The sequence below is a fragment of the Cellulomonas sp. McL0606 genome (assembly GCF_058248365.1).
The window spans coordinates 4146198-4169299 of record NZ_CM177779.1; the positions used below are offsets into that span (position 1 = coordinate 4146198).

At 69.2% G+C, this 23102-nt stretch carries 24 protein-coding genes and 1 pseudogene; 9 read left to right on the forward strand and 16 right to left on the reverse strand.

From position 1 onward, the window contains the following. Window positions 1–265 precede the first annotated feature (265 nt). Both AC38ZX_RS21305 and AC38ZX_RS21310 read left to right on the forward strand, forming a co-directional pair. Complete coding sequence (locus tag AC38ZX_RS21305) at window positions 266–439, forward strand: hypothetical protein (protein WP_426593802.1); 174 nt, start codon at window positions 266–268, stop codon at window positions 437–439. A 2-nt stretch (window positions 440–441) separates the two neighbouring features. Continuing rightward, window positions 442–972, forward strand: a complete 531-nt coding sequence (locus AC38ZX_RS21310; RefSeq protein WP_426596030.1) for an alpha/beta hydrolase fold domain-containing protein — start codon at window positions 442–444, stop codon at window positions 970–972. A gap of 34 nt (window positions 973–1006) precedes the next feature. Here the strand turns inward: AC38ZX_RS21310 and AC38ZX_RS21315 are convergent, their stop codons facing one another. The 7 genes from AC38ZX_RS21315 to AC38ZX_RS21345 form a co-directional block, all read right to left on the reverse strand. After that, complete coding sequence (locus AC38ZX_RS21315) at window positions 1007–1708, reverse strand: substrate-binding domain-containing protein (protein WP_491295819.1); 702 nt, start codon at window positions 1706–1708, stop codon at window positions 1007–1009. 57 nt (window positions 1709–1765) lie between these two features. Next, complete coding sequence (locus AC38ZX_RS21320; RefSeq protein WP_491295820.1) at window positions 1766–2041, reverse strand: LacI family DNA-binding transcriptional regulator; 276 nt, start codon at window positions 2039–2041, stop codon at window positions 1766–1768. Between the two features lie 168 nt (window positions 2042–2209). Then, window positions 2210–2815, reverse strand: coding sequence for an alpha-amylase family protein (locus tag AC38ZX_RS21325; RefSeq protein WP_491295821.1), 606 nt, complete (start codon window positions 2813–2815; stop codon window positions 2210–2212). Beyond that, window positions 2788–3729, reverse strand: coding sequence for an alpha-galactosidase (locus AC38ZX_RS21330; RefSeq protein WP_491295823.1), 942 nt, complete (start codon window positions 3727–3729; stop codon window positions 2788–2790). Before AC38ZX_RS21330 ends, AC38ZX_RS21325 begins: the two co-directional genes overlap by 28 nt. A 13-nt stretch (window positions 3730–3742) precedes the next feature. Further along, entirely contained in the window at window positions 3743–5104 is a 1362-nt protein-coding gene (locus tag AC38ZX_RS21335) for an ABC transporter substrate-binding protein (protein ID WP_491295824.1), read from the reverse strand. A 52-nt stretch (window positions 5105–5156) separates the two neighbouring features. Then, on the reverse strand, window positions 5157–5990 hold the full coding sequence (locus tag AC38ZX_RS21340) for a carbohydrate ABC transporter permease (RefSeq protein ID WP_491295826.1): 834 nt from the start codon (window positions 5988–5990) through the stop codon (window positions 5157–5159). 136 nt (window positions 5991–6126) lie between these two features. After that, window positions 6127–7062: a carbohydrate ABC transporter permease gene (locus tag AC38ZX_RS21345; RefSeq protein ID WP_491295827.1), complete on the reverse strand. Its 936-nt coding sequence runs from the start codon at window positions 7060–7062 to the stop codon at window positions 6127–6129. 160 nt (window positions 7063–7222) lie between these two features. Here AC38ZX_RS21345 and AC38ZX_RS21350 point away from each other — a divergent pair, with 160 nt between their 5' ends. The 3 genes from AC38ZX_RS21350 to AC38ZX_RS21360 all read left to right on the forward strand — a co-directional run bounded on the left by AC38ZX_RS21350 (window position 7223) and on the right by AC38ZX_RS21360 (window position 9971). Then, window positions 7223–8431, forward strand: a complete 1209-nt coding sequence (locus AC38ZX_RS21350) for an ROK family protein (protein ID WP_491295828.1) — start codon at window positions 7223–7225, stop codon at window positions 8429–8431. A 38-nt stretch (window positions 8432–8469) separates the two neighbouring features. Continuing rightward, entirely contained in the window at window positions 8470–9180 is a 711-nt protein-coding gene (locus tag AC38ZX_RS21355; RefSeq protein WP_491295829.1) for a serine hydrolase domain-containing protein, read from the forward strand. Window positions 9181–9803: 623 nt separating this feature from the next. Further along, a complete protein-coding gene (locus AC38ZX_RS21360) occupies window positions 9804–9971 on the forward strand; it encodes a hypothetical protein (RefSeq protein ID WP_491295830.1) in 168 nt (55 codons plus the stop codon). Window positions 9972–10038: 67 nt separating this feature from the next. On the opposite strand, the gene AC38ZX_RS21365 is transcribed toward AC38ZX_RS21360, so the two are convergent. From AC38ZX_RS21365 to AC38ZX_RS21380, 4 genes are read right to left on the reverse strand one after another with little or no spacing between them, the layout of a single operon-like run. Continuing rightward, window positions 10039–11226 (reverse strand): cation:proton antiporter, encoded by a 1188-nt coding sequence (locus tag AC38ZX_RS21365; protein ID WP_491295831.1) that lies wholly within the window; start codon window positions 11224–11226, stop codon window positions 10039–10041. Window positions 11227–11235: 9 nt separating this feature from the next. Beyond that, a complete protein-coding gene (locus AC38ZX_RS21370; protein ID WP_491297524.1) occupies window positions 11236–12195 on the reverse strand; it encodes a catalase in 960 nt (319 codons plus the stop codon). Further along, window positions 12176–12886, reverse strand: a complete 711-nt coding sequence (locus AC38ZX_RS21375; protein ID WP_491295833.1) for a zinc-binding dehydrogenase — start codon at window positions 12884–12886, stop codon at window positions 12176–12178. Before AC38ZX_RS21375 ends, AC38ZX_RS21370 begins: the two co-directional genes overlap by 20 nt. After that, the gene (locus AC38ZX_RS21380) at window positions 12793–13170 is read right to left on the reverse strand and encodes an alcohol dehydrogenase catalytic domain-containing protein (protein ID WP_491295834.1); all 378 of its coding nucleotides are present in this window, start codon (window positions 13168–13170) and stop codon (window positions 12793–12795) included. The genes AC38ZX_RS21375 and AC38ZX_RS21380 overlap by 94 nt, the downstream gene beginning before the upstream one ends. Window positions 13171–13583: 413 nt before the next feature. Between AC38ZX_RS21380 and AC38ZX_RS21385 the strand changes: the two genes are divergently transcribed. Both AC38ZX_RS21385 and AC38ZX_RS21390 read left to right on the forward strand, forming a co-directional pair. Then, a complete protein-coding gene (locus AC38ZX_RS21385; protein WP_491297525.1) occupies window positions 13584–14291 on the forward strand; it encodes an alpha/beta fold hydrolase in 708 nt (235 codons plus the stop codon). A gap of 25 nt (window positions 14292–14316) precedes the next feature. Further along, window positions 14317–14670 (forward strand): hypothetical protein, encoded by a 354-nt coding sequence (locus AC38ZX_RS21390; protein WP_426593813.1) that lies wholly within the window; start codon window positions 14317–14319, stop codon window positions 14668–14670. Here the strand turns inward: AC38ZX_RS21390 and AC38ZX_RS21395 are convergent. Next, the gene (locus tag AC38ZX_RS21395; RefSeq protein WP_491295835.1) at window positions 14630–14977 is read right to left on the reverse strand and encodes a response regulator transcription factor; all 348 of its coding nucleotides are present in this window, start codon (window positions 14975–14977) and stop codon (window positions 14630–14632) included. The genes AC38ZX_RS21390 and AC38ZX_RS21395 overlap by 41 nt on opposite strands. Window positions 14978–15104: 127 nt before the next feature. Here AC38ZX_RS21395 and AC38ZX_RS21400 point away from each other — a divergent pair, with 127 nt between their 5' ends. Beyond that, window positions 15105–16040: a hypothetical protein gene (locus AC38ZX_RS21400; RefSeq protein ID WP_491295836.1), complete on the forward strand. Its 936-nt coding sequence runs from the start codon at window positions 15105–15107 to the stop codon at window positions 16038–16040. 109 nt (window positions 16041–16149) lie between these two features. On the opposite strand, the gene AC38ZX_RS21405 is transcribed toward AC38ZX_RS21400, so the two are convergent. The 3 genes and pseudogenes from AC38ZX_RS21405 to AC38ZX_RS21415 all read right to left on the reverse strand — a co-directional run bounded on the left by AC38ZX_RS21405 (window position 16150) and on the right by AC38ZX_RS21415 (window position 20813). Beyond that, complete coding sequence (locus AC38ZX_RS21405) at window positions 16150–17376, reverse strand: AAA family ATPase (protein ID WP_491297526.1); 1227 nt, start codon at window positions 17374–17376, stop codon at window positions 16150–16152. Window positions 17377–19553: 2177 nt separating this feature from the next. Further along, a pseudogene (locus AC38ZX_RS21410) lies at window positions 19554–19973 on the reverse strand (AAA family ATPase); the annotation flags it as partial. A gap of 135 nt (window positions 19974–20108) precedes the next feature. Further along, window positions 20109–20813 carry an alpha/beta hydrolase gene (locus AC38ZX_RS21415; RefSeq protein WP_426593816.1) on the reverse strand — a complete coding sequence of 235 codons (705 nt, stop codon included), beginning with the start codon at window positions 20811–20813 and terminating at the stop codon, window positions 20109–20111. Window positions 20814–21147: 334 nt separating this feature from the next. Between AC38ZX_RS21415 and AC38ZX_RS21420 the strand changes: the two genes are divergently transcribed. Beyond that, window positions 21148–21312 (forward strand): hypothetical protein, encoded by a 165-nt coding sequence (locus AC38ZX_RS21420; RefSeq protein WP_491295837.1) that lies wholly within the window; start codon window positions 21148–21150, stop codon window positions 21310–21312. A 219-nt stretch (window positions 21313–21531) separates the two neighbouring features. On the opposite strand, the gene dnaB is transcribed toward AC38ZX_RS21420, so the two are convergent. After that, entirely contained in the window at window positions 21532–22908 is a 1377-nt protein-coding gene (dnaB, locus tag AC38ZX_RS21425) for a replicative DNA helicase (protein ID WP_426593831.1), read from the reverse strand. Window positions 22909–23102: the final 194 nt, after the last annotated feature.

Here is a 23102-nt window from a genome sequence, read left to right on the forward strand (position 1 = left end):
AGCGGTGGGCATCAGACAAGAATCCGTGACCAAATCGTGACGCAACTGCCCGTCAACGCTCTGACCTGCACAAACGCGTCGATCCGCAGGTCGGAGAGACCCCGCTGACTCATGTTCGCCGCGATCTGGGCGGGTTTGACGCTTGCCTGACTGACGGGCCGGCCCGCGTGGGTGACAGCCCGATTACATCGTTGTAGAGTCAGGGCCGCCGGGCGACGTGCTCCGGTCTCTTCTGGTGCCCCCTCGACGACGAGGAGCGAAGGCGATGACCGTCGACGAGCCGCCCGTGGAGGACCCGGACAGCGGACCGGTGCCGGCGGCCCGGGTCGTCGACGGCGTCGAGGAGCGGCTGGACGCGGTGGTCAGCGCCCGGGCTACCGCGAGCTCACGCTCGACGTCTTCCGCGCGGCGGATCGCCGGGGCGACGTCCTCCCGTTGATCATGTGGATCCACGGCGGGGGCTGGCAGGTCGGCAGCCCGAAGCACGACTGGCCCTTCCTGGTCGAGGCCGGGTCACGCGCGCGGATCCTCGGCGCCGGGTTCGCGCTGGCGATGGTCTCCTACCGCTTCTCGTCGGAGGCCCCGTTCCCGGCCCAGCTCGACGACGTCAAGGCGGCGCTGCGCTGGTTGCACCGGCAAGCCGACGAGCTCGGCGTCGACCGGCAGGCGTTCGCCGTCTGGGGTGAGTCCGCCGGCGGGCACCTCGCCGCTCTCGCTGCGCTGACGTCGGTGGCCGGCTCCGGCTGGGAGGGTGCGGGGCGCGACGACGAACGGGTGGCCGGAGCGGTGGTCTGGTACGCCCCGAGCCACTTCCCTGCGCTCGCGGGCGACCTGGATCCGGCGACCGCGGGACTCCTCGGAGGCCCGGGCGCGGTCGTGGACGAGGTCGCCAGGGTGGCGAGCCCGGTGACCTGGGTCAGCCCGCAGGCACCGCCGATGCTCGTCGCGGCCCTCGTCCACGGACCGGCCTGAGGCGCTCCCTCGGGGGCTGCAGGACGACCGGAGGTCAGCCGACGGTCGACATGCGAGCGACCACGTGGTGCTTGGTCAGGACGAGGCGCGCCTCACCGGAGTACCCGCTCACACGCTCCAGCAGCATGCGGACGGCCGTCTCGGCGATCTCCTCGCGCCCGGGGTCGAGCGACGACAGGGGCGGCGCGGTGTACTCGGACTCCTGCACGGCGTCGAAGCCGATGACCGCGACCTCCGAGGGCACGCGGATCCGTCGCTCGTGCAGCACGTGCAACGCACCGATCGCCATGGCGTCGTTGAAGCCGAACACCGAGTCCAGGTGCACGCCGGAGTCCAGCAGCGCGTTCATGGCCGCGGCTCCCGTGCTGAGGTGCCACTGACCCGCCTCACCCAGCAGGGCGGGATCGAACGGCAAGCCGGCGTCCTGCAGGGCCAACCGGTACCCCTCCAGCCGCAACCCTGCCGAGCCGACCACCTCTCCCGCGTGACTGCCGACGACGGCGATGCGCCGGCGACCGAGCTCGATCAGGTGCCGCGTCGCCGCCCGGGCGCCCTCGACGTTGGGCATCGTCACGTGGTCGTTGGGCCCACCGAACATGCGCTCACCGAGCAGCACCAGCGGGTAGTTGACCTGCAGGCGGTCGATGTCGTCCTGCCCGAGCGCGAGCGGGGAGAACATCAGGCCGTCGGTCATCATGCGCAGCTCGGAGCCGAGCACCGCGAGACTCGCGATCACGCTCCGCGCCGGTCTGCTCGATGAGCACCCGCACGCCATGGGTGTCTGCCGCCCTCATCACGGAGTCGGCGAGCTCGGCGAAGTACGGCACGGTGAGCCTCGGGGACCGCCAACCCGATCATGCCGGTGCGGCCGCGCCGCAGGTTCCGGGCCGTGAGGTTGACCTGGTACCCGAGCTTCCGCGATGGCGGCCTCGACGCGAGCACGGGTCTGGGGCCGGATCATGGGGAAATCGTTGATGACGTTGGAGACCGTCTTGATCGAGACGTCCGCACGCTCGGCGACGTCCCGCATCGTCACAGCGGACCTTCTGGGCACCCTAGGGCTCCTCATAGACTCGGCAACTAGGCGCAAAGATACTGCCTAGCGTCAGAGGCCACGCCGACCCGGGTTCAGCCGGCCAGCCGATGCACCCGGGTGCTCGCCTGCTCGTTCCTCGGAGGCTCCAGGCGCGACAGCCGACAGCCGGTGCGCGTGGCGTCGGGTTCTCCGGGGGAGCATTCAGTTGGCGACGGTGCTCGGTGGCGCCTGGTAGTCGACGAAGGGACCGAGGTCGACGATTCGGTCGTCGATCTGGAACAGGTAGCGCCCCAGCTGCGTCACCGTCTCCTCGCGCTCGAGCCAGGTGCGCAGCTCGGCGATCTCGGCCGCGCCGAGCCAGTCCGCAGGGTCCGAGGTGGACTTGAACCCGAGGATGGTCGCGACGTCCTGGAGCAGCTGCCGCTGCTCGTCGTCGAGCAGACTGCGGCGACGACGGAAGTACACGACATCGGGGTCGGTCTCATACACGGGCCGCAGCCAGCTCCGATGGATCGATGCCAAGAACGCGTTCTTGGCACCGACCCCGGTCGGGTCCCCTGGCCGCTCGCTGTTCTCCCAGTAGGCGGCGACGTCCGGACCGACGCGGATGCCGTCGAAGGCGCCGGCCGACGGGACGACGGGGACACCGCAGCCGAGCAGGTACACGTCGTCGCCGACAGTCTCCCGGATGAGCTCGATCGCGTCGCGATACACCTGCTCGCGATGCACGGGCGCGCTCCTCTCGCCGTCGAGCGCCCCTGCGTACATGAAGTCGAGCTTCAGGTAGGTGAATCCCCACGAGACCACTCGAGCGAACAGCTCCCGAGGTGCGCCTTCACCTCCTCCTGGGTGCTGTCGAGCGCGAAGTACGGGCCGCCCCAGTTGTAGCCCGCGACGAGCGGACCGCCGTCCGGGCTCTGCACCAGCAGGTCCGGGCGCTCCACGGCGAACTGGGAACGGGGTAGCGCGATCAGCGGCGCCAGCCACAGCCCGGCGCGGAAGCCCGCTTCCTGGATCGTCTGCGCTGTCGCCGGCATGCCGGACGGGAATCGTTCGTTGGCCTCCCAGTCGCCGACCGCCCGTTCCCACCCGTCGTCCAGCTGGACGACGTCGAACGGCAGGTCGGCCAGGCCGACGACGGTCTCGCGGACGAGGTCCTCGCTGAGGCCCTCGTAGTACGAGTACCAGCTGCACCACACCCGGCCGGCCGACGCGGTGCGAGATCCGAGCCGCTCGGCGATCAGCTCGGCGTACCGGGCGAACACCTCGCGCTCAGGGCCACGGGCCAGGTACCACTCACCGTCGAGCTCCTCCGTGGTTCCCCACAGCGTGCTGGCGGTTGCCCCCACCCTCGGGGCGCCCAGTCCGAGCGCCCCGAGGAGGATGATCTCGCCGTCCGGCAGCGTGATCGCACCCACAGCGCTGCCCGAATGGGCGTGCGGTGTGTCGTTCTTCGCGTCGTCGGCGGTCAGCAGTCGCTGCTCGCTCCCGTAGATGCGAAGCGGTGCTTCGTCGATCCGTCTCCAGCCCGACGGGCTCCACGAGTTCCATCCGTGACGGAAGAAGTCCGTGGTCTCGAACGGGTGCACCAGGGTGACCGAACCGGGCGGGATCAGGAACTCGCGTTCGCCGATCGCGCGCGGCGCGCCGTTGGCAGCCATGGGGAGGGACAGGTCGCCGAGGAGGACGACGCTGGAGAACTTGGCGAGATCTGTGAGCATTCTGGCTTCCGACCTACTTGAAGAGTGCGTTGACCTTGGCGTTGGCGTCACTGAGGGCGCTCTGGGCGTCGTTGCTGCCCAGGGCGACGCTCTGGATGGCGTCCTGGACGATCTGCGACATCTCGGAGCCGTGGTCGCTGATCGGGATCAGGAACGTCCCGTCCTTTTCCTGGGAGTACGAGAGGAAGACGGACGCGTCCAGCCCGAGCGCAGCGCGCGCGGCGACCGAGTCCTTCGACGCGTCCGAGTTCGCCGGGAAGATCACGCCCGTCTTGCCGACCACCGACTGGCAGTCCGACGAGGCGAGGTACTTGATCCACGACCACGCCTGGTCCTTGTGCTTGCCGCCTGCGTACATCGCGTCAGACAGTCCGTTGATCGCGGACTTGCGACCCTCCGGGCCGGTGGGCAACGGCGCGAACACGTAGTCGCTCGCGGTGTCCTTGAACATGAGCTGGTTGAACGACCCCATGCTCGTCATGGCTCCCGTGCCGGCCTGCAGCACCTCGAGCCGCGACAGCGTGGACTGCTGGTCGAACGCGGGGGCGTAGCCCTTGTCAGCGAGCGACGCCATCCAGTCGATCGTCTCGGCGAGCTTGGGCGAGTCGTAGTTGAACGAGGTGCCGAAGGGGTTCTTGTCCGAGTAGGTGAACCCGTTGGACTGCGCGAGGTTGCCCCACAGGTTCTGCCCCTGGGAGCCGTCCGCCCACTCGGGCAGGAACCCGTAGACCGCGACGTTGCCCTTGTCGAACGCGGGGTCGTCACCGTGGTGCCCGGCCTTGTCGACGGTGAGCTTGGCGATGGCCTGCTGGAAGGTCCCGCCGTCGTCCGGGTTCCACGTGAGGTCCGCGAGCGCGGCGGCGTCGAGGCCGGCGTCGGCCGCCGCCTTCTTGTTGACGACGAGCCCGATCGTGTCCCAGTCCTTGGGCAGCCCGTAGCGCGCGGAGTCGACGACCCAGATGTCGGCCAGACCCGGCACGTACGAGTCGAAGTCGACGGGCTTCGGGTCCTTGTCGATGTAGGGCTGCAGGTCCTCGATCTGCTTGTCGGCGACGAACTGGGGGTAGTAGGACGCCTGGTCGACCCAGACGTCCGGAGCGCTCCCGGCGGCGATCTGCGTCGCGAGGTTCGTCCAGTACTCGCCCCAGCCGTACTGGCTGATCTTCACCTTGATGCTGGGGTTCGCCGCGGTGAAGTCGTCGGCGCACTGCTGGTACGCCGGAAGCTGTGCGTCGTCCCAGAGCCAGTAGTTGATGGTCGTCGCGCCGCCTCCGTCGGCCGTGTCATCGCTGTTGGACGAGCATCCGGTCGTCGCCGCCAGGACGATGGCCGCGGTTGCCAAACCTGCTCCGCGCAGGACCGTTTTGCTTCTCATGCGAGCACGCACTCCTTTGTCGTGTTGTTGATGGCGGGGGAAGCTGAGGTCTTCACTTGATGCCGGTGAAGTTGAGTGACTCGACGATGCGTCGGCCGAGGATGACGAGGAGCAGGGCGACGGGGACGACCGAGAGCGTCGATGCCGCCATCAGACCCGTCCAGTCGGGCTGGGTGTTCGGGGACTGCTGGAGGTAGACCCCCAGCGCGACCGTCACGGTGCGCACCGACTCGTCGCGACCGATGAGCAGGGGCCAGAGGTAGTCCTTCCACGACCACACCACCGTGATCAGCCCGAGCGTGATGAGAGGGCCCTGGGCCATGGGAAGGACGACCCGCCAGAAGATCCGGATCTTGCCCGCGCCGTCGAGCATCGCTGCCTCCTCGACGTCGGCCGGGATGTTCAGGAAGAACTGGCGCAGGAAGAACAGTGCGAACGGCGTCATGAGCACCGACGGCGCGACCATCCCCCAGACCGTGTTGAGCAGACCGAGGTCGCGTACCAGCACGAAGTTGGGCAGGAGCGTGAAGATGCCGGGCACCATGAGTGCGGCCAGCAGGATGCCGAAGAGCGCGTCGCGCCCGCGGAACCGCAGTCGCGCGAAGGCGTACCCGCCCATCGCGCAGAACAGCGTCTGGAAGAACCCGATGAGCGCCGAGTAGACGACCGAGTTCCACAGGAAGAGCGCAAAGTTGATCGATGCGCCACTGCCGCCCGCAGCTCGTGTCTCTTGCTCTGTGGTGAGCCCGAGCACTCGCGCGAAGTTGATCATCGTCGGGCTCGTCGGCCAGAACTTGCCCGAGTCACCGATCATGTCCGCCGCCGGTGTCAGCGCCGACTTGACCATCCAGTAGAAGGGGAACAAGGTCGCGAGAATCGCGACCACGAGGACGATCCACCCGACGGCACGGGCCGGCGAGGGGCGGCGGGCTGCCCGCTGGCGGCGCGGCCGGGGCCCGGGTGGCGCAGGCTCGGCGAGCGGTGCGGGGGGACGGCTGACGGAGGTGGTCATGTCGGCTTCCCTAGGCGATCTGAGACGTCGAGGCGCGCAACAGACGCAGCTGGACGAAGGTGAGCAGCCCGAGCAGCAGCACGAGGAAGATCGCCATCGTGGCTGCGTAGCCCATGTGGAAGTACGTGAAGGCCTGCTGGTAGATGTAGTAGTAGATGACCCGCGACGCGTTGACCGGGCCGCCCTTCGTCGTCACCGCGACGGTGTCGAAGATCTGGAACGAGCCGATCAGAGACACCACCAGCACGAGTGCGACGATCGGGCGAAGGAGCGGCAGCGTGATCCGAGTGAAGGTCCGCACCTCGCCCGCACCGTCGATCGAGGCGGCCTCGTACGTGTCCTGCGGGATCTGGAGCATCCCGGCGTAGAACAGCAGCGCCGTGTAACCGACGTAGGCCCAGGTGTTGATCAGGGCGATCGTCGGGATGACCAACGACGGGTCGGTGAAGAAGCCGACCTTGTGGAAGCCCACCGAGCCCAAGACGTGGTTCACGAATCCGAGATTCGTGTCCAGAAGCCACAACCAGATCAGTCCGACCGTCACGTTGGGGACGAGCCATGGCAGCAGGAGCGTGGTGCGCAGCACGACCGAGCGCGTGAGTCGATGCATCAGCGCTGCAAGCAGGAGGGCGATCGTCGTCTGGGACCCGACGTTCACCACGACGTAGTAGAGCGTCACTCTCATCGAGTTCCAGAACTCTGGGTCGCGCAGGACGTCGGCGTAGTTCTGAACACCGATGAAGTCAGGTGCCGCCAGCAGGCTGTAGTCGGTGAAGGACCACCACAGACCCCGGACCGTGGGATACAGGTAGAAGACGCCGAAGCCGATGAGGACGGGTGCGATGAAGAACAACGCGACTCGCCCGTCGCCACGCGAGCCTCGTCGCGCCGGCAGCGCGGTCACACTCGTACCGCGCGCTCTGCGCTGCAATCGAAGGTCGGTCATCGGGCGCCTCTCCGCACCCGACCTGAGTGGCCACCGTTGGCGCGATTGTTGTGCACGTCCCCGGACGAAACGATCAGCCGCCGCGGGCCAACCCCAGTAGTGTGGGGCTGCAGGACTTAATAATGCAACGTGGCGATATAAAGCGCAAGGGGAGGACGGGATGTCTCGCGAGGCGATGGTCGACACCTCAGCCAGCTCGATGGGCAGCCGGTCTCTGCTGCGCAGAATGAACTCCCTGGGCGTCCTGCGGTCGATCATGAATCAGCCCCAGACCCTGCGAGAGCTGTCGGCGTCCTCCGGTCTGTCGCGCACCGCCGTCGACGCCGTGGTCTCCGACCTGTCGGCCATGGGCTGGATCACCGCCGCCGACAACGCACTCGTGCGGGGCGTCGGCCGCCCGGCGATGACCTACGGGATGCCGCAGGACGTCGGGTACTTCCTGTCGGTCGACATCGGCGCGAACCACGTGTTCGCCGTCCTGACCGACCTCACGGGAACGATCCTCGGACAGCTCGCCGGACCGGTGTCCGAGACGGACCCAGCAGACGAGCGCATCACGGGGACGCTGCGGCTCTGCGATCGCCTGCTGGGCACCGTCGCACTCGACCGCAGCGACCCGTGGGCTGTGACCATCGGATCCCCCGGCGCCATCGGCATGGACGGCCGGGTCCTGCACTTCGGCGGAACCGGCATGCCCGGATGGGTGGGCCTCAACCTCCGCGACCGTTTCGCCGCCGAGTTCGACGGCGCAGTGCTTGTCGAAGGGGACGTGCCCCTCGGCGCGCACGCCGAGCTCGCGTACGGCGCCGCTCGAGGCCATTCCGACGTGGTCTACGTGCTGTGTGGGCGACGCACGAGCGGGGCAGCGATCGTCGGCGGCAAGGTGCATCGCGGCGTCCACGGTGCCGCTGGCACGGTCGGCGAGATGCGCGAGCTGAAGTGGGCCGAGCTGAACGAGCTGTACGGGCAGGACGTCCTGAGCAGCCCTCGCCCAGCGCGCGAGCAGATCTTCGCTCTGCCAGGTCCGGCGACCCGGGGGCGCTCGCTGCCGTCGACGAGTTCGCCGACGATCTTGCGTCCGGCGCGGCCGCGATGTCGCTCGCCCTCGACCCTGAGCTTCCTGGTCATCGGCGGGGGCAGCTCTCCGGGCGCCGACGTCTTCCTCCCGCGGTTCACCCGCACGTTGGCCACCCTCTGCCCCCTGCCGCCGACCGTCGTCGTCTCAACCCTGGGCTCGGAGGCCGTCGCGATGGGGGGGATCAGCCTCGCGGCCCAGCACCTCGGCGCGATCCTCGAGACGGCGGTTCGGACTGGTTCGTCGTTCCCCGATCCGAACCACGCCAGAATCCTCGTGCGCGAGGCCGCGTAGCAACACGAGACAGCGGGGCGAGTCGATCGAGCCTGCCGATGACCGCGACGATGGTGGTCGCGGTCACAATGTGGCCACCCAGCGAACTTCGCGCGGTTAGGGTCACCGGCGTGCAACCACAGATGCCCTTGCTACCGCGGTCGTCCCCGGCCGCTGGGGGAGTCTCCGCTCGTTCCATCGACGCACTGCTGGACCGGCTGAGGGAGCAGTCCGTCGAGTGCCACTCGCTGATGGTGCTGCGACACGGTCACGTCATCGCTGAGGGTTGGTGGGCGCCGTACTCGCCCGAACGCCCGCATCTGCTCTACTCCCTGACCAAGTCCTTCACCTCGATGGCAGTAGGAGTGGCGGTAGCGGACGGGTTGCTCGCCCTCGACGACCGGGTGGTGGACGTTCTTCCCGACCACGTCCCCAGCGACGTCTCGGACCAGGGACGCCGCCTCACCGTCCACCATCTGATGACGATGACCACCGGTCACGCGACAGACAGTCTCGACGCAGCGTGGCGGCTCGAACCGGATGACCTGACCAAGGGGTTCCTGCGCGTCCCGTTCACCGAGGCCGAGGGAACGCGGCATGTGTACGACAACGCCACCACCTACGTCCTGGCTCGCATGGTGGAGCGCGTGACCGGCAGCAGCCTTCCGGGCTCCTTGACGATCGCCTGTTCCAGCCCATGGGCATCCATCACGCGGAGTGGGACCGGGTGGGCAGCGGCGCCGCGTTCGGGTTCCACGGCTTGCACCTGACGACCGAGGCCGTCGCCGCCTTCGGTGAGCTGTTGCTGCGAGAGGGCACCTGGAACGGTCAGCAGCTGGTCCCTGGCGAATGGGTGCGGCTCGCGACGAGCCGGCACATCGAGACCGCAGGATCGGTAGACGACGTGCTGAACGACGACTCGAGCTTCCGGGTACGGGTACCAGTTCTGGATGTCGCGCGACGGGTACCGAGGCGAGGGCGCCTTCGAGCAGTTGTGCATGGTCTACCCCGAGCACGACCTGGTCGTGGCGATGACAGCGGGCGACGGGCCGCACGGGGCGGCCGTTGGCGCGGTTCGGGACTGCCTGCTGCCCGGCCTGGACGACGCCGCGAGTTTCGGGGACGACGACGTCCTCGCTGCACGGCTGAAGACCCTGGCGTTACCAGGGGTCCCCGGTTCGGCGGACCCTCACCGCGCCGCGTCGGCCGAGATCGACGCCTCGGCGCCCCGTTCCGCTCTGCCAGACACGACAGCGGTCACCCTCGATCCGCTCCCCGGCGGCTGGCGCCTGACACTAGGCCCAACGATCGAGCTCGCCGTCGGCTTCGGTGAGTGGCACGAGAGCTACCGCTCGGTCGCCCTCTCCTGGCCACCGGCGCCTGGCGAGGGGACATGTTCGTCGCCGAGCTCTACCCCATCACCACTCCGCACCGGGTCCAGCTGATGCTCGATGCCGAGCGCAGGACGGCAGTCGCCACGTGGAGCACGGTCCCGCTCACCTCGGCCAGCCTCGAGCTGCACCTCCGCGCGCCTCTGATGACCCAACCCGACGTCGCATAGGTGAGGCCCTCACCAGACCTGAGACGCCCTTCGCTCCAGTTCTGGCACTTCCGAGTGGGCAGGAAGATCATCCGGGCCCGTGTCGAACGAGGCGGACCGAAACGTTCCGCGCCGCCAGCGCGCTGACGCCGAGCGTCGGGAAGATGCAGACGCCGACGAGGCCGGCGGTAGTGACTGCGGCGGCTGTTGCTGTATCGAGCCGCCCTTGTTCGAGGCCGACCTGGCTGGCGGTGACGATGAAGGGCAACGAGGTGGCGAGCAGGAGGCCCGAACCGACCCGGCCCCCCCTCGGGAGCCCCAGCAGCAGGGCGGGCACACCCCGCGCGACGAGTAGGGCCAGAGTGAGGAGCGGGACGACCACCAACAGATCCGGCCACAGGTTCAATGCTCCAAGGTCGAGCCGCGATCCGCTCACGATGAAGAAGATCGGGATCAAGAAGCCGTAGCCGATGCCGTCCAGCCGGCCACGGAAGGCGGGGTCGCGCATGCCGTGGTCGAGAACGTTGAGGATCCCTCCCGCGAAGAAGGCACCGAGGACGACCTCGAGCCCGAGCAGCTGAGCGAGGGCGGCGAACCCGATCACCAGGGCAACGCTGATGCGGACCCGCAGCTGCCCAGTGCCGTCGGAGAGACGGTCGACCACGGCAGTCAGTCTCGTCTCGGCGTCCAGTCGTCGTCCTGCGATCGTCACGACGAGGGTCAGGACGACGAGGACGGCCAAGAAGGCTGCGCTGAGGAGGGGGCTGCGGCCCGCACCGAAGCCCACAGCGAGGATCACCACCGCCGAGAACTCCGCCACGCTCGCCGCCGACGCGATGGTTCCGCCGGTCGGTGTCCCGAGCAGCTGCGCGTCTCGCAACAGGGGGACGACAAGGCCGAGACCCGTCGCCGAGAGTGCCACCGCCAGCAGCACGGGCGCCTGCACGAGACCCGCTGCGTGCATGGCCACCGTGACGACGAGCGCCAGCACCAAGCCGCCGCAGTAGGCGCCGACGGACCGCAGCAGCACCCCACCTCGGATGGCACCGAGGTCGATCTCGAGGCCAGCCAGGAAGAACAGGAAGGCGACCCCGAGCAGGGCCAGGGTGCTCGCCGCACCGTCGATCGAGACCCAGCCGAGCCCGTGCGGCCCGACGAGCAGGCCGGCCAGGATCTCGATGACGATGCCGGGTACGACCCCGCCCGGTACGGCACGAGCGAGCAGAGGGATCGTCGCCGCCATCGCGACGATGACGGCGACGTTGGCGAGGCTCATGTCGGCTGCTTAGCCGTCGCTGTGTCGTCGCGCCAGGGAGAGGGGATACGTCCGCGTCCGACCGACCAAGAGAGGGTCGTCGGAGAGGGTGATCCCGTCGACGAGTCGGACGGGGTCGAAGAACAGACCCTGCTCGGCCGCCGCGCTCTCCGGCACAAGATCGGTCAGGTGCAGCGTCCCGAGCTTGACGCGCCGCCGCGTCTGCGGCCACTGGGCGTTGGCGTCGTCGGTGATGTCGCCCGGCTCGGCGACCTGCAGCTCGAGCACGAACGACACCGCCTCGGACTGCAGTCGGGTCCGCAGCTCGTCGGTGAGGAAGTTGTCCGACTTCGTCGCAGCCTCGGCGTCGGTGAGCACGTGGTGCCCGGCCACCGGGGTCCAGATGTAGCGGCCGGTCGTCTCGGTGCCGTCCTGCGCGTGGAACCGGAAGGCGTTGACCGGGAAGTAGGGCAGCGTGGCGAAGCTGGCCGGCACCCCGTGGGTCTGGACGGCGTGCACGAAGGCAGCTGCGGCTGGGTGCCCGGCCAGGTACTCCTGCGGCCCGGGTGAGGTAGGTGCGATCGCGCCGAGAAAGTCGGAGAAGTCGTCGACGGTCCGGCCGGGGAACCCGTTGATGGAGTGGGCCAGCAGGTCGGTGGTCCCCCCGTCGCAGAGCCGGAACTGGACGGCCAGCCCGCGGGGGTTGCACTCGGGCGCGGCGTCGGGGTGCGGGGCACCGCCCGGGAACTGGAGAACCGCGCCACCACCTGCACGCGGCCAGCGAAGTGAGCGGCCCGGGACACGCTCGGCGCCTCCACGGAAGGGTTGAACAGGCCGGTGAGCACGGCGCCCTTGGCGTGCGCCGCGCGGCGGGCCGGCGCGACGCCAAAGTTCGCGTCGAGGTTGTCGATGACCCGCTGGAACGGGTCGGTGCGGTCGGTGTCGGGGGTGGTCTGGTCGAACGCGGTGGTCATGATTCCTCCGTCGGATCGGTGGGGGCGGTGCCGCGCACGACCAGGACGGTCTTGCCCGGTGGCCGGTTCAGGTTCCGACCGGTCTGGAAGGCGGCTCGGCCGACTGCCAGCGGGTAGGTGGCCGCGACAGTGACCTGGAGGTGTCCGGCGTCGACGTCGGCGCCGAGCTGGACCAGTCCGTCGCGGGTCGGCTCGACGATGAAGAACGCGCCGACCAGGTTCAGCTCGGCGAGCCGCTCGGCCGGAGGCGGGACCTGGAGGGTGACGTACTTGCCGCCCGGACGCGCAAGGGCCATGGCGTCCCAGGTCACCGGCCCGCCGACCGTGTCGATGACGACGTCGTAGGACGCGGCGTCCAGCGGCGCCTGGTCCAGTCGGTCGCTCGCGTAGACGAGCTCGGGGCCGAGCGCGGCGACAAAGGCGATGTCGCGCGAGAGCGCGGTCGCCGTCACCCGTGCACCTCGCTTGAGCGCGAACTGGACCGCGAAGGCTCCGACACCGCCCGCGGCGCCCAGCACCAGCACGCGGTCACCGGCCACCACGCCCCCGTGATCGACCACCGCCTGCCGGGCAGTCAGGCCGGCGAGCGGCAGCGCTGCGGCCTCGGTGAAAGTCAGGGATGTCGGCTTCGGGACGACCCGGTCGGCCGGCGCGACGACGTAATCGGCGGCTGCGCCGTCCCGGTCGAAGGGAACCAGTCCGAACACCGCGTCACCGACGGCCAGCCCGACTCGTCGGCGACGTCCGCTCCCAACCCGGCGACCACGCCCGACCACTCGTGGGAGGGGGTGCTGGGCAGGTGCGTCCACGTCTCGTCCCACCGCAGCTCGTCGAACGTGATGGCGGCGGCGTGCACCGCGACCAGGACCTCGCCCGGCCCCGGTTCCGGGACGGGCGCCGCCTCGAAGGCGAGCTGTTCGGGCCCGCCCCGGCTGTGTGCTCTCAGCACCGTCATGGTCGTGGGCAGTGGATGCGTGCTCAGGGCGGTCATGCGCTCTCCTCGGTGACGTGCGGTGCAGGCGGCTCGGCCCTCGTTCACTCTCGGGTCGGCCGTCGCGGTCGCGCTTGAGTCAAGTGACTGCCCGCCCGACCGGCTGGGGCGCGGCCGCGGCGCTCGGGTGCGCCGGTACGGGGGACGCCGGTTGCGCTGCACCCGACCGTGCGGAAGACCGCGGGTCCAGCGGGCACCCGTCCGGCGGTCGAGCTCGTCGGCCAGAAGCAGTCAGGTGACTGAAGTCCGCGAAGCGCCGGTCGGTGAGCATCGAGCCACCGGTCCAACCCACGCAGCGGAGGCAGTCATGACCGAGAACGCCAGGCCCGTCGTCTTCATCCACGGGCTGTGGATCCACGCCAGCCTCCTGGGCGCCGTGGATCGAGCACTTCGAACGAGCGGGCTTCGCACCGATCGCACCCGGGTGGCCCGGTGTGCCGTCCACCGTCGACAAGGCGCGCAGCAACCCGTCACTCATCGCCGGCGTCGGCATCGACGACGTGATCGACCACTATGTGCGGGTGATCGACGGGCTGGACCAGCCGCCCGTCCTGGTCGGTCACTCCTTCGGGGGCATGATCGCGGAGAAGCTCCTCGGCATGAACAAGGCCGCCGCCGCGGTCGCCATCGACGCCGCCCAGATCAAGGGTGTGCTCCCGTTGCCGCTGTCGGCGCTGCGGGCAACCCTGCCGGTGTTCAAGAACCCGGCCAACAAGAATCACGCGGTCGCCCTGACGGCCGAACAGTTCCGCTACAGCTTCGGGAACGCTCTGTCCGAGGAAGAGTCGAACGAGCTGTTCGAGCAGTGGGCGATCCCCGCGCCCGGCAAGCCCCTCTTCGAGGCTGCGGCGGCCAACTTCACGCTGCACTCCCCGGCAGCGGTCGCCACCGGCAACGAGGAGCGTGGCCCGTTGCTGCTCGTGATGGGCGGTCAGGACCACACGGTCCCGGAGGCGATCACCAAGTCGACGCTCAAGCAGTACAAGCACTCGTCGGCGGTGACTGACCTGATCGAGTTCGAGGACCGCGGCCATTCCCTGACCATCGACCACGGGTGGCAGGAGATCGCCGACGCATCGCTGCGGTGGCTCGACAAGCAGGGCCTCGGTTCGCAGGTCTGAGCGGGGCGGCGGCCGGGGATCGGCGATGGCCAAGACCTCTCTGTTGACGGTGGCCCGGCGTGAGCTGCTCCGGGCCACCTACGCCGACTCCGGACGCAGCACGTCGGTTCTGTTCGACGTCGATGACGTCGACGTCCGGCAGAGCGTGCTCGCCATGCGCGCCGGCACGGCGCTGCTCGGCTACGAGCTCGGCGTCGCTGGGTGGACGATCCAGGTCCTGCAAGGCTGTCTGCACCTCTACCTCGGTCGCCTCGTGACCGTCGGGTACCCGGGTGACCTGCTCTCGGGCTCCCTCGACGGGCTCCGCCTGGTCGCCGACGAGAACTGCGTGGTGCTGGTCACCACCTCGCGCGGGCTGATCTCTCCGCCCGCCGGGTGAGGTGGCGCCGGCCTACACCTGCTCGGCCTCGAGCCGAGCGCCGAGCTGCGCGCGGGTCCTGATGCCGAAGCTTGGGGAACATCCGGTAGAGGTGGGCGCCCACCGTGCGGGGCGACAGGTACAGCTGCTGGCCGATCTCCCGGTTGGACAAGCCCGTCGCCGCGAGCCGGGCGATCCGCAGCTCCTGCGCGGAGAGGCGCGCGACGGCGGTGGTGGGGTCGTCGGCGGCGTCGCGGGCCCCGGTGGCTCGCAGCTCGGACCGTGCCTCCTGCGCCCACGCGGTCGCGCCGATCCGATCGAACGTCACGAGTGCCGCGGAGAGGGGTTCGCGCGACTCGGCGACCCGGCGCTGACGACGCAGCCAGTACCCGTAGGCGCGAGCTGGATCTCGTCCAGGGCCATCGGGTGAGGTCGTAGGCGAGGCCGTCGAGGAAGTGCGCCTCGGCCGTGTCATCGTCGGCGAGCACCGCACGCGCGTAGAGGAGCTGGGTCGCCAGGACCGGCGAGGTTGTCACCTCGGCGATCTTCTCGACCCGTTCGATGATGTGGCGTGCGTCGTCGACCTGATCGCAGTGCCGTGCCGCCTCGGCGAGGAACATGACACCGCTGAGGTGCTCCCGCGAGTGATGGTGGCGATCGGTGGGGTCGAAGACCACCTTGAGCGCTGCGTAGGCGTCGGCATGATGACCAGCGGAGAGGTAGGCGAACCCGCGGGCCAGCTGCGCATTGCACAAGGCGTCGTTGATGACGCGCGAGGTAGACGCTCGCTCGACCTCGTCGGCCCTTTGGTGGGCCTTCTCCGTGTCACCGGTCAGCCCGGCGACCATGGCCTCGACGGCCGTGATACCCGTGCTCCAGTTGGGCTGACGGGTCTCCTCGGCGAGCTGCAGGCCCTGCTCCACGTTCTCCACCGCCTTGCGCCAGTCTCCGAGCTCGACGTGGACCGCGGCGCCCACGGCGAGGACGTGGGACAGGAGTCCGAGCCTTCCCTGGTCGCGCAGCTTGGCCTCGGCCCGGTCGAAGAAGTCCGCCGCCCGGGGCTCGTCGCCCACCACCCGAGCCGCGATCCCCAGAAGCCGCAGCTGCTCGGCGTCGGTGATGCTCTCGACCCGGATGGCCGAGAGTCGCTGGATCGTCTGGGTTCCCTTCAACAGGGGCTCGGCGATCGCGATGGACGCGATGCACCGCGGGTCGTCCTGCGGCAGGGTCAATCCCTCGACCACCTCGGCGACCCGGGCGCGCGCCGCCGCTCCCGTGTCCGCCCACCAGCACCGCAGGGCGGCGCCAAGGAGCAGGTCGAGCGCAAGGTCGTCGTCCCCGGCGGCCGCCGACCGGCGCGCGCTGTTGGTCAGATCGAGGACGCGGCGTGAGTCGCCTGGTGCACCGTCGTTGAAGATCTCCCGGAGATATTCGACGCGCGCCTGGTCGAGGTCGGACAGGTCGTTCTGCTCGGCGGCCGTCACGAGGTGGTCGACCAGATCAGCCCGACCCAGCCCGAAGGCCAGCTGCGCCGCGAGCAGCAGTCGCCGGCCACGGGTGTGCGCTGGTGGTGAGCTGCGCAGACCGCTCCAGCGCGGAGATCGCGGCGACGATCGAGCCCCGTCTGATGCACTCGGAATGGCTCGCATCCAGCTCGTCCGCGACAGCGTCGTCCGGGCCGTAGACCGCCTGGGCCCGGTGCCACGCACGGCGGTACGGCTGGTCGTAGAGAACGTGTCCCATGGCCGCGTTGGCGGCTTGCCGGCGGCCCACGGACTCGTGCTGCAGGATTCCCGAGCGGACGAGGGGGTGACGGAACTCGATCTTCGCCTCATCGAAACGGAGGATGTCTGCACTCTGGGCGGCCTCCAGGTCGGAGGTCGTGATCGACGTCCCGCGCAGGAGCGAGGCCGCAGCGAGGATCTCCGACAATGTGCCCTCGGAGCTGACGGCGGCAACGAGCAACGCGTCACGGGTGGGCGCCGGCAGTTCCGTGACGCGCGCGGCGAAGGCTCTCTCGAGCCGACCGCTCAGAGGCATGACGGCCGAGACCGAGCTGACGGTGGACCGGCTGGCCGACCGCCAGGCAGCCGGCAGCTCGGTGAGCGCCAGCGGATTGCCCCGTGCTTGGTCGAGGATCATCTGCCGGTCGCGTGGACTGAGGTCCATCGCGGTGTGGGAGAGGACCTCGCGCGACTGGCCGTCGTCCAGCCCCCGGAGGTCGATCGCGTACGGCTTGGACGCGGAGTAGGCGATGTCGTGGCCCGGCCGCACGGCGCCGATGATGACCACCGGGTCCTGACTGATCCGCCGCGCCACGAACGCCAGGACGTCGTTGGTCGGCGGGTCCAACCAGTGCATGTCGTCGATCACGGCGACGACCGGGCACGACACCGCCATCCCGGTGATCAGGCCGAGAGCCGCCAGGGCGATCAGGAAGACCTCCGGCGCCGGCCCGTCCGCGAGCCCGAACGCCGTGAGGATGGCCCGCTGCTGAACCGGCGGGAGCGTGTCGGCCGCGCCCAGGAGCGGCGCCAAGAGGTAGTGCAGCCCCGCATAGGGCAGTGCCGACTCCGTCTCGATGCCGGAGGTGCGCAGGACGAGACGGCCGTCTTTTCCTGCCATCTCGGCGGCTGCGCGAAGAATGCTCGATTTGCCGACTCCGGGGTCACCGGTGAGCAGGATCGCCTGGCCATGTACCTCGACGCTGCCGATAGCACCGAACAGGGTGTCGAGCTCCCGAGTCGCGACCGATCAGATCCGCTCTCATCCGAACTCCCTGCCCGCCTGGTGCGGGGACGAAGCAGCGATCTCGTGCAGGGCCCGCTGGGCGCGCCGCGTCCATCGCGTCGCGCCCATCGTACGGAACACGTCGTCGGCAGCCGTGAGGTGCTGGACAGCCTCGACCGGACGGGCGGCACGCCACAACCATCGGCCGTACTCGAGACAGATGCGGCTCGCACCCACGGCCACCTCGACAGGTCCTGCTCCAGCGCTGTTCGGTACGACTCTTCGGCCTCGTGCGGTGCCGCGAGCACAGCCCGGGCGTACATGAGGTTGACCTGCAGGATCGGTGCAGGCGTCGCGCGGGCCACGGACTCCAGGGCGGCCAGGATCTCGCGCGCTTCGTCGATCCGCCCGCAGTCGACAGCCGCCTCGGCCATCAGGGCCACGCCGGCGAACGACTCCCTGAGATGGTAGCCCGGGTCACCCGGATCGAACTGGCGCTTGAGACAGGCGAAGGCCTCGGCCGGCTGATCCCCGCTGAGCAGGGCCGCGCCTCGGGTCTGGTAGCTCAGGCACAGGGCGTCGTTGAGGCGAAGGCGCACGGCGTCGTTCTCTGCACCGACGACCAGCTCGAGCGCCGCCTCCCACTCCCCGCGCATCGCCAGGGCACGTGACAGGACGAGCACGTTGTTGAAGGCGAAGAGCGATTGCCCCGTCTCCACAGCGACGCGGTCGACCTCCTGCGAGGCGGCGGCCGACCCCGTCCAGTCCCCGAGGTCCAGACGAATGTGGAACTGGAGCGCCAACACGACCGGGAGCAGTCCCAGGCGCCCCTTCTCCCGCAGTGCCTGCTCGGCCCGGTCGAGCAGATCCGTGGCCAGCACCGAGTCGCCGATCGCGTAGGCGGTCATCCCGTAGGTTCGCAGCAGGTCGGCGTCCGTCACTGCGTCCAGATCCACCCCGGACAAGTGCGCCATGACGTCGGCGCCACGGCGGACCGGCTCGGCCAGACCCAGCGCGGCGTTATAGCGGGGGTCGTCGTGCGCGAACGGCAGCGCATCGAGGGTGTCGAGAACCTCTTTCTGGGCATCGGCGCCCACGTCCGCCCACCAGCAGCGCAGTGCCGTCGCGATCAGGATGTTCAGCGCCAGGTCCACGTCGCCGGCGTCCACTGCCCGCCTGGCGCTCGCGCACAGGCGCATCATGAGCTCGGGGTCGGCGCGCACGTCGTCGTTGAGGGACTGCCTCAGCCATTCCACGCGCACCACGTCGATCGTGTCGAGCTCGGTCAGCTCCGCCTCTCGGACAAGGTGCTCCACAACGTCGGCGCGACCGATCTCGAAGGCGTACACCGCCGCCCGCACAAGCCGCCGACCACGGTCTGCGGATCGGCTGGACAGCCGCGCAGAGCGCTCCAGGCTGGAGACCGCAGACATGACGGCACCGCGGTCCAGCGACTCGGAGACTGTCGCTTCCAGCTCGTCGGCGATCTGGTCGTCGGGACCCACGATCGACTGCGCGCGATGCAACGTACGCCGGAAGGGGTCGCTTTCCAGCACGTCGGCGAGCGCCTGGTGGGCGCCCTGTCGTCGGGCCACGGTCTCGGTCTGGAGCACCCCCGAACGTACGAGGGGATGCCGGAACGTGATGGTGCTGCCGTCGGTCTGGACGAGACCGGCCTCGACGGCGGGGGTGAACACGGCGGCATTGGTCGGGGCGAGGCGAAAGACCGCTGTGGCCGAGAGGATCTCCTCGAGTTCGCTCGAGGAATCGGTCGCGGCTACCAGCAGTGCGTCCTTCGTCTCGGCCGGAAACTGCGAGATCCGGCCGGCGAAGGCCTGTTCCAGGCGGGTCGACAGCGTGGCTGTCGGCTCCTCCGCCGCCTGACCTTCGCCCCAGCCGGCAGGCAACTCGAGCAAGGCCAGGGGATTGCCTCGGGCTTGATGCCGGACGCGGCGCCGATCTGCCGGGGTGAGGTCTCGCGCGGTCGACTGCACGATGGCGTCCGCGGTGTCCCCGTCGACCCCCACGACCTCGAGACGCGGGAACGCAGCATCGACGAACGGGCCGGGGTGGTCGGTGCGCGCCGCACCAATGATCCGCAGCCCCGCCCCAGCGGAGCGGTGCGCCACGAAGGTGAGGATCTGGTGCGACTGCGGGTCCAGCCACTGCACGTCGTCGGCCACGGCCAGGACCCGACGGTGCTGGCGCTCCAGCGTCAGAAGATTCAAGGCCGCCTCAGCGATCAGGAAGATGTCGGGCCGCGGCCCGTCGAAGAGCCCGAGCGCCGTGGACAGCGCCTCGCTCTGCGTCCGGGGCAGGGAGCCGATGTTGCCCATCAGTGGCCGCGTCAGCTGCTGGAGACCACCGAACGGCAGGTGCATCTCGCTCTCGACACCTGCAGCAGTCAGGACGCAGTAGTTGAGTATCGCCGCACGCGTGCCTGCCTCGGCGAGGAGCGCCGACTTCCCGATCCCCGGCTCGCCGGTCACGAGAAGAACCGATCCCTCGCCCTCTTCGGCCTCGATCAGGCCACGCAGGACGGCTAGCTCACGCTCACGGCCCAGCAGCTGTCGCGCGTTCACCTGACGCTCCACCCAAGTCCCTGGTCAGTTGCCGCTGGCAGCGGATCTGCCGCGAGCCTAGGGCTGGCGGCGACGCCGTGGCTACAGTCGATCGACTGAGTCGCTCGAGGGGTCGGGCCGGACCCTCCGCCGGCCCGACCCCCACTCTCAGTGAGCGATCGCGGCGGCCTTCACGATGAGCTGCACGACGGCGAGCGGGTGCGAGACCATCACGTCGTGCGCCGAGTGGATGGTCGTGACCCGTGCGCCCGCGCGGTGCGCCATGAACAGCTGGCCCGCCGGGGCGATCGCCGAGTCGTCGAGGGTCACCAGGTCCCAGCTCGGGATCGACTTCCACGCCGGCTCTCCTGACGGCTCGGTGAAGGCGAACGCCGAGAGGGGCCGCTGGGTCGCTGCCATGACGGCCGCCGTGGAGGCTGACTGGTCGCCGGCGAAGACCTGCCGGAACTTGTCCGGGCGGATGGTCAGATCGGCGTCCTGCCCGCCGGGCGCGGCCGCGTTCGGGACCGGGCGTACGACGAGCGCGTCCGGCGTCAACGCCGATCCCGGATAGAGGGACGGGTCATAAGACGTGGCCACGCTCGTCCCGATGTCAGGCACGAACGCCGCGACGTACACCAGAGCAACGACGTTGCTCGCTCCGCGGGCGGCGTTCGTGATCACCGCTCCGCCGTACGAGTGCCCGACGAGCACGACCGGCCCGGAGATCGACCCGATGACCGCTCGGATGTAGTCGGCGTCGGATGTCAGTCCGCGCAGCGGGTCAGCCGGTGCGATCACCGGATACCCGAGCTGCTCGAGCAGGTGAACCTCGCTGTTCCAGCCGCTGGCGTCAGCGAACGCACCATGCACGAGCACAACTGTCGGAAGCGGCGCGCGTGGCGGGCCGGATGTCGCGTCGGCAGGCGCTCCACCCGTTCCCGCGACGAGTAGGTACAAGAACGCGACGATCGCCGTCGCGACGATCGCAACTCGCTTCCTGATCCCGTGAGACAGGTCGGTGACATACATGGCAGATCCCTCTCGATCGCGGTGCGGTGGACGTCAGGGACGCTACGAGCCATCACCGCGCGTGCCGTGAGTCGTTTGACCGAATCGTCTACGCGGGATCTGCCGTGTCTGCCGCCTCACGGGCGCTCCGTGCGGCGCCCAGGACTTCGTCGTCGACGAGGCCAGAATCGTCACGATGGCCCTCAACGAGGCCGGCTATCACCTCGCCGGTGGCGCCGACGCAGACCGTCGGATGGTTGCCGGCACGGGCGTGCTCCACCGTGAATCAGGACGTGCGCTTCGGTTCACCGAGGTCGACAACTTCCACCTGCTTCAGGGTTTGGGCGGGGCTGTTCCCTGACGACACCGGCGCCTGACCTCCTCGCGGCTCCGTTGCACCCGCTCAATGCGGTTGCCGTGTCGCAGTCGCGAGGGCGGCGGGGCCCGGTCGGACCGTGCGTGCTCGAAGCTCACGAACAGTTCGCGGCGAGTCGGTCGCGCCACAGGGTCCCGCGGAACACAACGGCATCACATCTGGGGGCCGCAATCCCCAACGCTCAGCCGGGACCTACTAAGGAGATCAGGCCTGCATGTCCACGAAGCGCGAGTAGTGCCCCTGGAATGCGACGACCAACGTGTCGGTCGGGCCATTTCTGTGCTTGGCGACGATGACGTCGGCCTCCCCTGCTCGCGGGGACTCCTTCTCGTAGGCGTCCTCACGATGCAGCAGGATCACGATGTCGGCGTCCTGCTCGATCGAGCCCGACTCGCGCAGGTCGCTCATCTGCGGGCGCTTGTCGGTGCGCTGCTCGGCGCCACGGTTCAGCTGGCTGATGGCGATGACCGGGACCTCGAGTTCCTTGGCCAGCAGCTTGAGGGCTCGAGAGAACTCCGAGACCTCCTGCTGGCGGGACTCGACGCGCTTGCCCGACGACATCAGCTGGAGGTAGTCGATGACGACCAGCTTGAGGTCGTGGCGCTGCTTGAGCCGACGGCACTTGGCGCGGATCTCCATCAGCGACATGTTGGGCGAGTCGTCGATGAACAGCGGCGCCTCGGAGATCTTGCCCATGGTCGCGGCGATCTTGGCCCAGTCGTCCTCGCCCATCTGACCGTTGCGCAGCTTCTGCAGGTGCACGCGCGCCTCGGCCGACAGCAGACGCATGGTGATCTCGTTGCGGCTCATCTCGAGGGAGAACACGACCGACGTCATCCCGTGCTTGATCGACGCGGAACGAACAATGTCGATTCCCATTGTCGACTTGCCAATTGCGGGCCTCGCGGCCAAGACAATCATCTGTCCCGGGTGTAATCCGTTGGTCAATCTATCCAGATCAGAGAAGCCCGTCGGGACGCCGATCATGCCCTCGCCGCGGTGGCCCGCGGCCTCGATCTCGTCGACCGTCCCGCCGATGATGTCGCCGAGGATCAGGTAGTCCTCGGACGAGCGTCGCTCGGTGACCGCGTAGACCTCCGCCTGCGCGTTGTTCACGATCTCGTCGACGTCGCCGCCGTCGGTGCCGTAGCCCAGCTGCACGATGCGCGTGCCGGCCTCGACGAGCTTGCGCAGGACGGACCGCTCGCGCACGATCCGGGCGTAGTAGCCGGCGTTCGCGGCGGTCGGGACGGACGAGATGAGCGTGTGCAGGTAGGGCGCGCCGCCGATGCGGCCGATCTCGCCGCGCTTGGTCAGCTCGTCGGCGACCGTGATCGCGTCGGCCGGCTCGCCGCGGCCGTACAGGTCGAGGATCGCGTCGTAGACGACCTCGTGCGCGGGGCGGTAGAAGTCGGTGCCGCGGATCTGCTCGACGACGTCGGCGATCGCGTCCTTGGAGATCATCATGCCGCCGAGCACCGAGCGCTCCGCGTCGAGATCCTGCGGAGGGGTGCGGTCGTAGCCGCCGCCACCGCGGCTGGACCCGGCCGGCGCACCGTACTCGAGCTCGTCGATCGTCATCGCTTCCCCATCGTCATCGTTCGAACATATGTACTCTGGGGTACTGACACTCAGGCCCGCGCGGGCCTCTTCCCGACCTCGCTCTTGGACGGTAGGCGCACCTCCGGGTGGCTGTCCAAACGGGCCCTCGGGGGTCTGTGGGGTGTGCTGTGGACGGCGGCCCAAACCTGTCGATGGCCTGTGCATAACCTTGG